This window comes from Flavonifractor sp. (assembly GCF_019422385.1).
In the GTDB taxonomy this organism is placed as follows: Bacteria; Bacillota; Clostridia; order Oscillospirales; family Oscillospiraceae; genus Flavonifractor; species Flavonifractor avistercoris.
This window is the reverse complement of record NZ_JAHZDL010000023.1, coordinates 16,824-27,268: the sequence shown is the minus strand read 5'-3', so window position 1 is coordinate 27,268 and position 10,445 is coordinate 16,824. Positions and strand designations below refer to the sequence as shown.

Below are 10,445 nucleotides of genomic sequence, written 5' to 3'. Positions count from 1 at the left end.
AAGGGCTATGCCCGCACAGTGACAACCACCAGCTTCGCTGGTGGATGTGTTCATTATCTCAATTCCGTATGAGAAAGGAAGCGATGTCTTGCTCCAGGGACTGCTCAATCTGGACGGCGGAGTACTGTTGTGGATCCAGGAGTGGGTGCGTAGCGGCCTGCTCACCCCTCTGGTAACCGTATACACCCACCTGGGGGACAGCGGCGTGCTGTGGATTGCCCTGTCCGTCCTGCTGCTCTGCTTCAAAAAGACCCGGAAGGCCGGGGTGGTGAGCCTGCTGGCCCTGCTGCTGAGCCTGATTTTCACCAACGGCATCCTCAAGCATCTGGTGGCCAGGACCCGGCCCTGGCTGACGGTAGAGGGGCTGGTACCCCTGATCGCCGAGCACGACCCCAACTCCTTCCCCTCGGGCCACACCAGCGCCTCCTTTGCCGCGGCGTCGGCCTGGTGGCGCACCCTGCCCCGGCGGTGGATGCAGGTGACGGCGGTGGTGCTGGCGGCCCTGATGGCCCTCTCCCGGCTGTATGTGGGGGTGCACTTCCCCAGCGACGTGCTGGCGGGGGTGCTGGTGGGCCTGCTGTGCGGCTGGCTGGCCTGGCTGCTGTGGCGGAGGTTCGCCGCCTGGCGGGGCCTGGAGCCCTGAGAAAGCGGGGCGCGAGGCACGATGATCTATACCGTTACCTTCAATCCCGCCATTGACTATGTGGTGTGGCTGGACGGGCTGCGTCCGGGGGCCGTCAACCGGGCCCGGCGGGAGCTCATCCAGTTCGGCGGCAAGGGCATTAACGTGTCCGTCATGCTGGGCCGTCTGGGTGTGGAGAGCACCGCCCTGGGCTTTCTGGCCGGCTTCACGGGCCGGGCGGTGGAGCAGGGATTGGTTCAGGACGGGATCAAAACCGACTTCATCCACCTGGACGAGGGCTTTACCCGCATCAATGTGAAGCTCAAGGGCGGGGAGGAGACCGAGATCAACGGGCAGGGGCCGGCCATTCCCGCCGGGGCGCTAGAGGCCCTGTTCAGGCGGCTGGACAGGCTGACCGGGGAGGACATCCTGGTGCTGGCCGGCTCCATCCCGTCTTCCCTCCCCGGCGATATCTACGAGCGCATCCTGGCCCGGCTGGACGGCCGGGGCATCCGGACGGTGGTGGACGCTGAGGGGGAGCTGCTGTGCGGGGTTCTGCCCTACCGGCCCTTCCTCGTCAAGCCCAACCACCTGGAGCTGGAGGCCGTATTCGGCCGGGAGCTCCGCTCCGAGGAGGAGCGGAGGGTGTGCGCCGGGGAGCTCCGGAAGCGGGGGGCGCGCAACGTGCTGGTGTCCCTGGCCGGGGACGGCGCCCTCCTGCTGGACGAGACCGGGGCCTTCCACCGCATCGCCGCCCCAAGAGGCGCGGTGCGCAACTCGGTGGGGGCGGGGGACTCCATGGTGGCCGGCTTCCTGGCCGGCTGGCTGAATACTGGGGACTATGCTCAGGCTCTCCGATTGGGGGCCGCCGCCGGCAGCGCCACCGCCTTCTCCGACGGGCTGGCATCCCGGGCGACCGTGGAGGAGCTGCTCAGACAAGGATTTCCGCAGGCCTGACCGGCAGGTTTGGCGGCCGACAAAAGAACGCCCCGGCCCAATATGGGCCGGGACGCTCTTTATGCGCTTATTCGGAGGTGAGCACCACGCTGTCTCCGTCGGCGGAGGCGTGGATGCTGTGCAGGGGGTGGAGGTAGCTGTCGATGAGCTTGGTGGCGATGCCGTCCTCCAGATCCTTCTGGATCTGCCGGCGCAGGTTGCGGGCGCCGTAGGTGGCGGAGAAGGACTTCTTCACCAGGTGATCCAGCAGGGCCTCGTCCCAGGTGAAGGTGATGCCCCGCTCCTTCAGGTTGTCCCGCAGCTCGCCCAGCATAATGCCGGCGATGGCCTTGAAGTTCTCCTCGGTGAGCTTGTTGAAGTAGACGATCTCGTCCACCCGGTTGATGAACTCGGGCCGCAGGAAGCCCTCCAGGGCCTTCATGGCCCGCTCCTTACCCTGCTCGTCGGCGGTGCGGCCGAAGCCCACGCTGCCGGCGGAGGTGCGGGCGTCGCTGCCCGCGTTGGAGGTCATGACAATGATGGTGTTCTCGAAGTTCACGTTGCGGCCCTGGGCGTCGGTGATGTGGCCGTCGTCCAGGATCTGCAGCAGGATGTTGAACACGTCGGGGTGGGCCTTCTCCACCTCGTCAAAGAGGATGACGCAGTAGGGCTTGCGGCGCACCTTCTCGGTGAGCTGGCCCGCCTCGTCATAGCCTACATAGCCCGGGGGAGAGCCGATGATACGGCTGACGGCGAACTTCTCCATGAACTCGCTCATGTCCAGCCGGATCAGGGACTCGGGGGAGTGGAACATGTCCATGGCCAGCCGCTTGACCAGCTCGGTCTTGCCCACGCCGGTGGAGCCCACGAAGATGAAGGACACGGGCTTGCGCTTGGAGGCGATGCCCACACGGCCCCGCCGCACGGCGGTGGCCACGGCGTGGACGGCCTCGTCCTGGCCGATGATGTGCTCCTTCAGCCGGTCTTCCAGGCGGGCCAGGCGCTCGTACTCCGCCTCCTGGATCTGGCTGGCGGGGATCTTAGTCCACAGCTCGATGACGTGGGCCAGGTGCTCCACCGTCAGGGGCGGGGCGCTCTGGGCCTCCAGCTTGGCCAGCTCATCCTGAAGCTGCATCTCCCGGCTCTTGATGGCGGCCAGGTTCTCATAGTCCTTGCTGCTGCCCTCGTCGGAGAGGAGCTTCTCCCGCTCCTCGGCCAGGCTGCCCAGCTCCCGGCGGAAGTTGGACTGCCGCTGCTCGTTGGCGCTGAGGGCCTCGGTGGTAGCCGGATTGCCCATGAGGGAGTCGTGCTCGGCGTTGAGCTTGGCCAGCTCCCGGCGCAGCTCGGTCTGCCGCTGCTCGTTGTTTTTCAGGGCGGTCTGCAGCTTATAGTCCCGGTCGTTGGCCTCCACCATCAGCCGCTCCCGCTCCTTCTCCAGGGACTCGATCTCCTTCTTCACCTCCACCTCCCGGGCCAGGGTCTTGTTGTGGAGGTTCACGTCGGAGCAGGCTTCGTCGATGAGGTCGATGGCCTTGTCGGGGAGGAACCGGTCGGTGATGTACCGCTCGGACATGGTCACCGCCAGGCGGCACATCTCGGGGGAGATGGACACGAAGTGGAACCTCTCGTAGTAGGGGGCGATGCCCTGGATGATCTTCACGCTGTCCTCGATGGAGGGCTCCTCCACCATGACGGGCTGGAACCGCCGCTCCAGGGCGGCGTCCTTCTCGATGTACTTGCGGTACTCGTTGAGGGTGGTGGCGCCGATGACCTGGATCTCGCCCCGGCTCAGGGCGGGCTTGAGGATGTTGGCGGCGTTCATGGAGCCCTCAGCGTCACCGGCGCCCACGATGTTGTGCACCTCGTCGATGACCAGGATGATGTTGCCCAGCTTCTTGATCTCCTCAATGAGGCCCTTCATGCGGCTCTCAAACTGGCCGCGGAACTGGGTGCCCGCCACCAGGGCGGTGAGATCCAGCAGGTAGACCTCCTTGTCCAGCAGCTTGTAGGGCACGTCCCGCTGGTAGATCTTCTGGGCCAGGCCCTCGGCAATGGCGGTCTTGCCCACGCCGGGCTCGCCGATCAGGCAGGGGTTGTTCTTCTGCCGGCGGTTGAGGATCTGGATGGTGCGCTGGATCTCCTCGTCCCGGCCAATGATGCGGTCAAGCTTGCCGTCGGCGGCCTTCTGGGTCAGGGAGATGCAGTAGTTCTCCAAAAACTTCCGCTTGGGGGGCTTGTCCCCCTTCTTCTCCTTGCCGTCTCCCTGCCGGGGCTGCTCCCGCTCCGGGGGCTGGGCCTGGGGGCTCTGGGCCGAGCCGAAGAGCTTGTTGAGGAAGGGGAAGGTGGCGGTCTTGCCCTCGTCCTCCTCGTCGTCGCCGTCCTCGGCGGGAACCAGCCCCTCCATACCCTCGGCGCCGCCGAAGGCGGACATCATCTCGTTGGTCAGGCCCTCCAGATCCTCGTCGCTGATGCCCATCTTCTGCATCATATCTTCCACGGGCTTGATGCCCAGCTCTTTTGCGCATTTGAGGCAGAGACCCTCGCTCTTGGTGGTCCCGCCCTCCATCTTCTGGATAAAGATGACGGCCACATTCTTGTGGCATCTGGAACAAAGTGTGGGTTGCATAGTTGTTCAGCTCCTTTGGAGGGGTGTCCACGCCCCTCGGAGAAATGATTCTAATCCGAAATTATGAACTGCGTATGAAATTACGCGTTTTTTCTCTGCTGAATTACCCGCCGGTACTGGATGATGTAGCTGACCAGGGCGGCCAGGGTGAGGGCCAGGGCAAAGGAGATCAGCCCGGTGGCCCAGGGGCGGGGGATGGCGGGGAAGAGCACCAGGGCTGCGCACACCACGAAGAACACGCCGGTGGAGGACTTGCCCAGCCAGTTGGAGGAGATCACATCCCCCACCTTCTGATACATGAGGTAGCCGCCGATGGCCATGGTCAGCTCCTTGCAGAAGAAGACCACCACGGCCCAAAGGGGGATGATGCCGTCGGCGGTGATGCAGATGATCACCGTAAAGGTCATCAGCTTGTCCGCCAGGGGATCCAGGATGCGGCCCAGCTTGGTGATCTGGTTGAAGTGCCGGGCGATCCAGCCGTCGGCGATGTCGGTAAGAAAGGCGGCCAGGTAGATCACCGCCGCCCAGAAATGGGCGTCCGGCCAGGGCCGGAAAAAGACCACGGCGAACACCGGCACCAGAACCAGCCGGATGAGGGAGAGCAGATTGGGGATGGACATGGAACTTCACCTGATTTTCATTGGTATGGATATATGGATTACCCCAGGAGGGAGAAGGGGTTGGTGGTCATGAAGAATTTCAGGAGCACGGTCTGTTCCACCAGCTCCCGGGGCAGCATCTGCCCGAAGAACTGGAGCAGCCAGGCGGCCACGAAGAGGATGATGCAGCCCTGCACCAGTCCGAACAGGGCGCCGCCGGTCTTGTTGAGGAAGTGGAGCCCCGGCAGCCGGGCCACCAGATCCAGCGCCCGGCTGAGCAGCCGCCAGGCCAGCAGGATGAGGAAGAAGCCCAGCAGGAACAGGATCAGATAGGCCGCCGACTGGGCGATGGCGGCGGCCACTGCCGCTGCCGCGCTGGCCGCCACGGCGGTCATGCCGCTCTCCACCGCCCTGTCCACGGTGTTGATCAGCGTCTCGTAGAAGCCCATCTCCCGCAGGGCGTCCAGCACCCCCTCCAGGGGTACGTCGTCGGGGGAGAGGACGGCCGCCTCACCGGCCTCCGCCTGCTGGCGGATGGACTCGTTGAGCTGCTCCTCAATGGCGGCGGCAAATTTGGGCTCCAAGGCGTCGGCCACCACGGGGGAGAGGGTGCGTGCGGCAAAGCTGGCCCCCAGAAAGGCCACCACAAAGGCCAGCAGGCCGCACAGGGACAGAATCAGCCCCCGGCGGGCGCCTATGCAGGCGAAAATGAGAAGCACGGCCAGAACCAGACCGTCTGCGATCAGAAAAGCCATAGGGAAATTCCTCCGGATTTACTGCGGGACATAGAGGTGGGCGGTGTGGCTGGAGATGAGCATGGCGCTGCCGTCGTCCCGCAGCAGCACGCTCTGGGCGCCCTGGGTGCCGTCCAGGGTGCTGTAGCTCTCCAGGGACTGGTTGTACACGTCCAGTCGGTCGGCGGTGAGCACCCCCACATACCGCCCGGCGGCGGAGAGGGAGAGGATCTGTTCATTGACGTCCAGCGCGGCCTGGGCGGCGCCGTCGGCGCCCACCAGAACCAGCTCCGCCGTGCTGCCCGCCCGGTACTTGCCCAGCAGCAGGGCGGCGGTGCCCTCCCCGTCCAGGGAGAAGGCCTTCAGGTACCGCCCGCCGTAGTCATAGGCGCCGGACAGGGTGCCGTCGGGGGAGACGATGACCAGGCCGGTGTCCCCCAGCGCCCAGATGCCGCTGTCGTTCCAGCGCAGGGCCAGGATCGCGTCGCCCCCCACGGGACAGCTCCAGTCCGGCTCGGTGTCCTCCTCCGTGCGCGCCAGGGCGTAGCACTCCACCCGGCTCTCAAAGCTGCCGTCGGTGAGGCCCATGGTGAGCACCGCAACGGAGCGGTTGTCCGGAGACACCACCGCGTCCATGATAAAGCGGTCGGAGCGGCTGATCTGGATCAGGGGCGTGGCGTAGTCGCTGTCATAGATGGTCACCGCCCCCTTGAAGCCGCTCTGCTGGCTGACCACAGCCAGCCACCCGTTCCGGTTGAGGGAGGCGGACAGAATGGACTGCCCCGTCTCCTGGGTGAGGGAAAAGGCCTCCTCCCGGCTGGCGTAGATCAGCAGCTCCTCGCCGCCCACGTCGTAGATCAGGGCGGTTTCCCCCGCCGTGTCCACGGCGGGATTTTCCATGGAGATGGTCTCATTCACATAGAGCTGGCCGCTGCCTGAATAGAGCTGCAGGCTGTTGGGAGAGCAGACCAGCAGATCCCCGCCCACCGAGGCGAAGATGCTGTCGGAGTCCCCGTCGAAGGAAAAGGACTCGGCCTGTCCGCTGTCGCTGCGGGCCAGGGTGCGGTAGGAGAACCACCGCTTGATGGAGTCGAAATTCAGCTTGTCGTAATTGGCCACCAGGGCCACCGCCCCCAGCACCAGGGCCAGGGTCACCAGAAAGGCCAGGAAGCGGACAAAGGGATTGGGCCGCTTTCTGCCCTTCGGAGAGGAAGCGGGACGGCCCCCATTGATTTCTTCCATTCTATGCTCCTTCGCGGATTTTATGCGGTTGGAATCCGCCCTGCAGGGAAAGCGGGGCTACAGCACGTCCTCGTTGTACCACAGCTTGGTCATGTACAGGCCGCCTGCGGGTACGGTGGGCCCGGCGTCGGTGCGGTTTTTGTCCCCACGAAATTTCATTTCGCGGGGGCCCCGGATTTCACTCAAATCGACCGGAGTGAATCCGGTCGATTTCAAGGTTTTGCCTAACGGGCAAAACGCTTGACGCGCCAGTGGGCGCGGGGGGCAAAACCCGGACGGCTACAACACATCCTCATTGTACCACAATCTGGTCATGTACAGGCCACCCGCAGGTACGGTGGGCCCGGCATCCGTCCGGTTTTTGCCCTCCAGGATGGCGGGCACGGCGTCGGGGGAGAACTTGCCGTCGGCGGCATAGACACAGGTGCCCACCATGGCCCGCACCATGTTGTACAGGAAGCCGTCGGCGCACACCTTACATTCAATCAGATCCCCGCTGCGGGAGATGTCGAAATAGTGGACGGTGCGCACGGTGGTGCGGGTTTCGGTGCCCACCGAGCGGACGGCGGCGAAGTCGTGGGTGCCCACGAAGTGGGAGGCGGCCCGCTGCATGATGGTCTCGTCCAGCCGCTTGGGATAGAACCAGGCACGGTTGACATAAAACGCATTCCGGATGCGGGAGTTGTAGATCCGGTAGGTGTATTCCTTTTTCAGACAGGAGCCGATGGCGTTAAACTCGTCCGGTACCTCAGTGGCCTTGACCACCACGATGTCGTCGGGCAGGCGGGTGTTCACCGCCAGGGGGATCCGGTCGCAGGGGATGCGGGAGGTGGTGCGGAAATTGGCTACGTAGACCTCCGCATGGACCCCGGCGTCGGTGCGGCCCGCGCCGGTGCACTTCACCGGATGGCCCACCACCGAGGCCAGGGACTTCTCCAGGGTCTCGGCCACGGTCTCCGCGTTTTTCTGCACCTGCCAGCCGTGATAGGCCGTGCCCACGTACATCAAGCGTAACGCAATATTTCTCATAAGGCTTTAAGCTCTCATTATAATTTTCTTAAATTTACAGCCCGAAGTGGCCCAGCACGCCGATGCCCACGCACATGACCAGGGCAAACAGCAGGGCGGCCACATCCATGCCCTTCAGCTTCAGCTGACGCAGGCGGGTGCGGCCCTCGCCGCCGTGATAGCAGCGGCACTCCATGGCCACCGCCAGCTCGTCGGCCCGGCGGAAGGCGGAGATGAACAGGGGTACCAGCAGGGGCACCAGGGCCTTGGCCTTCTGCATCAGGTTGCCGGTGTCGAAGTCGGCGCCCCGGGCCTTCTGGGCGGACATGATCTTGTCCGTCTCCTCGATCAGCGTGGGGATGAACCGCAGGGCGATGGACATCATCATGGACAGCTCGTGGACGGGCACCTTGATGGCCTTCAGGGGGTTCATCAGCCGCTCCAGGCCGTCGGTGAGCTGGATGGGGGAGGTGGTGTAGGTCAGCAGGAAGGTGCAGGTGATGAGCATGGCGATGCGCAGCACCATGAAGATGGCGGCCCAGATGCCCTCCGCGTAGATGTTGAACACCCAGAAGGAGACCAGGGGCTCTCCCTCGCCGGCGGTGTAGAACAGGTTGAGCACGCCGGTGATGATCACGATGATCAGAATGGGCTTCATGCCCCGCAGGATGCTCTTGAGGCCCACCCTGGACACGGCGATGAGCACCCCCAGCAGAACCAGCAGGATGGCATAGGAGACCACCTGCCTGGCCAGGAACAGGGCCACGATATAGGCCACGGTGAAAATGAGCTTGGTGCGGGGATCCAGCCGGTGGATCACGGTGTGGCCGGGGAAGTACTGGCCCAGGGTAATGTCCTTCAGCGCCATTTACACCGCCCCCTTTTCTGTCTGCCCACGGCCCAGCCTGGCCAGGATGGCGTCCCTGGCCTGCTCGGTGGTGTATACCGAGGCGTCGATGTCCACGCCCATGGCCCGCAGCCGGTGGAACACCCGCGTCATGGCGGGCACGCCCAGGCCCATGGCCTCCAGCTCGTCCCCGTGGGCGAACACCTCCCGGGGCGCGCCGGAGAAGGGGATGCGGCCGTCGTTGACCACCACGATGCGGTCCACCGTCCGGGCCATCTCCTCCATGGAGTGGGAGACGATGATGATGGTGGCGTTCTTGGCCTGGTGGTAGTCCCGGATGTTGCCCAGAATCTCCTCCACGCCCACGGGATCCAGCCCGGCGGTGGGCTCGTCCAGAATGAGCACCGACGGCTCCATGGCGATGACGCCGGCGATGGCCACCCGGCGCTTCTGGCCGCCGGAGAGCTCGAAGGGGGACTTGTTCAGCAGCTCCTCCCTCAGGCCCACGAATTGGGCAGCCTCCCGCACCCGGCGGTCGATCTCCTTCTCGTCCAGGCCCATGTTCTTGGGGCCGAAGGCGATGTCCTTGTAGATGGTCTCCTCAAAGAGCTGGTACTCCGGGTACTGAAACACCAGGCCCACGTGGAAGCGGGTCTCACGGGTGCGCTCCTTGCTCTCCCAGATGTCCTGCCCCTCGTAGAGCACCCGGCCGGAGGTGGGTTTGAGCAGGCCGTTCAGGTGCTGGATCAGGGTGGATTTGCCCGAGCCGGTGTGGCCGATAATGCCCAGGTATTCCCCACGGTAGGCGGTGAAGTCCACGTCCACCAGAGCGCCGTGCTCAAAGGGCGTGCCGGCGGAGTAGATATGGCTCAGGTGTTCCGTCTGAATGATGGGTTCCAACTGACTTCATTCCTTTATCAATAGTGGTGCATCCCCGTGAAACCGGGTGACGCCCGGTAAGCGGAGCGCGATTTTCTCACGCCCGCGTCAATACGTCATACAGAGCCTGGGCGCACTCCTCGTCGCTGAGGGCGTCCAGGGGCACGTCCACCCCGGCCTGGCGCAGCTGCCACAGCAGCTCGGTGGTCTCGGGGACGGTGAGGCCCACGGCCTTCAGCTCCTCCACCCGCTGAAAGACCTCCTTGGGGGCGCCGTCGGCCACCACCCGGCCCTTGGCCATGACCACCAGCCGGTCGGCCTGGGCGGCTTCGTCCATGTGGTGGGTGATGAGCACCACCGTGACGCCGGACGTGCGGTTGAGGGTTTTTATGGTTCTCATGACCTCCGCCCGGCCGGTGGGATCCAGCATGGCGGTGGGCTCGTCCAGCACGATGCACCGGGGCGCCATGGCCAGCACGCCGGCGATGGCCACCCGCTGCTTCTGTCCGCCGGAGAGCAGGTGGGGGGCGTGCTCCCGGTACTCGTACATGCCCACGGTCTTGAGGGCGTCATCCACCCGGCGGCGGATCTCCTCCGGGGGCACCCCCAGGTTCTCCGGGGCGAAGGCCACGTCCTCCTCCACCACGTTGGCCACGATCTGGTTGTCCGGGTTCTGGAACACCATGCCCACGGTGCGGCGGATATCCAGAAGCCGCTCCTCGTCCATGGTGTCGATGCCGTCCACGTACACCTTGCCGCCGGAGGGCAGCAGGATGGCGTTCAGGTGCTTGGCCAGGGTGGACTTGCCGGAGCCGTTGTGGCCCAGCACGGCCACGAAGGTACCGGCCTCAATGTTCAGGCTCACCCCGTCCAGCACCAGGGGGTTGACCTCCCCCGCCTCGGCATAGGTGAAGCGGAGGTTCTCGGTTTTGATGATGGTGTCGTTCATGCG

The 10,445-nt window shown here is 64.8% G+C and carries 10 protein-coding genes; 2 read left to right on the top strand and 8 right to left on the bottom strand.

Annotated elements, in window-relative coordinates; genetic code table 11:
- Nucleotides 1–88 precede the first annotated feature (88 nt).
- Both QZ378_RS05020 and pfkB read left to right on the top strand, forming a co-directional pair.
- Entirely contained in the window at nucleotides 89–643 is a 555-nt protein-coding gene (locus tag QZ378_RS05020) for a phosphatase PAP2 family protein (protein ID WP_191379963.1), read from the top strand.
- 21 nt (nucleotides 644–664) lie between these two features.
- Entirely contained in the window at nucleotides 665–1,579 is a 915-nt protein-coding gene (gene pfkB, locus QZ378_RS05015) for a 1-phosphofructokinase (protein ID WP_291257513.1), read from the top strand.
- A 67-nt stretch (nucleotides 1,580–1,646) separates the two neighbouring features.
- Here pfkB and QZ378_RS05010 read toward each other — a convergent pair whose 3' ends face one another.
- The 8 genes from QZ378_RS05010 to QZ378_RS04975 all read right to left on the bottom strand — a co-directional run bounded on the left by QZ378_RS05010 (nucleotide 1,647) and on the right by QZ378_RS04975 (nucleotide 10,442).
- The gene (locus tag QZ378_RS05010; protein WP_291257512.1) at nucleotides 1,647–4,184 is read right to left on the bottom strand and encodes an ATP-dependent Clp protease ATP-binding subunit; all 2,538 of its coding nucleotides are present in this window, start codon (nucleotides 4,182–4,184) and stop codon (nucleotides 1,647–1,649) included.
- Between the two features lie 80 nt (nucleotides 4,185–4,264).
- Nucleotides 4,265–4,804: a CDP-alcohol phosphatidyltransferase family protein gene (locus QZ378_RS05005; RefSeq protein ID WP_191379960.1), complete on the bottom strand. Its 540-nt coding sequence runs from the start codon at nucleotides 4,802–4,804 to the stop codon at nucleotides 4,265–4,267.
- Nucleotides 4,805–4,842: 38 nt separating this feature from the next.
- A complete protein-coding gene (locus QZ378_RS05000; protein WP_291257511.1) occupies nucleotides 4,843–5,538 on the bottom strand; it encodes a CvpA family protein in 696 nt (231 codons plus the stop codon).
- A gap of 18 nt (nucleotides 5,539–5,556) precedes the next feature.
- The gene (locus tag QZ378_RS04995) at nucleotides 5,557–6,759 is read right to left on the bottom strand and encodes a DUF5711 family protein (protein ID WP_291257510.1); all 1,203 of its coding nucleotides are present in this window, start codon (nucleotides 6,757–6,759) and stop codon (nucleotides 5,557–5,559) included.
- 279 nt (nucleotides 6,760–7,038) lie between these two features.
- Entirely contained in the window at nucleotides 7,039–7,788 is a 750-nt protein-coding gene (truA, locus tag QZ378_RS04990) for a tRNA pseudouridine(38-40) synthase TruA (protein ID WP_191529533.1), read from the bottom strand.
- A 34-nt stretch (nucleotides 7,789–7,822) separates the two neighbouring features.
- The gene (locus QZ378_RS04985) at nucleotides 7,823–8,635 is read right to left on the bottom strand and encodes an energy-coupling factor transporter transmembrane protein EcfT (protein ID WP_291257509.1); all 813 of its coding nucleotides are present in this window, start codon (nucleotides 8,633–8,635) and stop codon (nucleotides 7,823–7,825) included.
- Nucleotides 8,636–9,514 carry an energy-coupling factor transporter ATPase gene (locus QZ378_RS04980; protein WP_291257508.1) on the bottom strand — a complete coding sequence of 293 codons (879 nt, stop codon included), beginning with the start codon at nucleotides 9,512–9,514 and terminating at the stop codon, nucleotides 8,636–8,638.
- Between the two features lie 76 nt (nucleotides 9,515–9,590).
- Nucleotides 9,591–10,442 carry an energy-coupling factor transporter ATPase gene (locus tag QZ378_RS04975; RefSeq protein WP_291257507.1) on the bottom strand — a complete coding sequence of 284 codons (852 nt, stop codon included), beginning with the start codon at nucleotides 10,440–10,442 and terminating at the stop codon, nucleotides 9,591–9,593.
- Nucleotides 10,443–10,445: the final 3 nt, after the last annotated feature.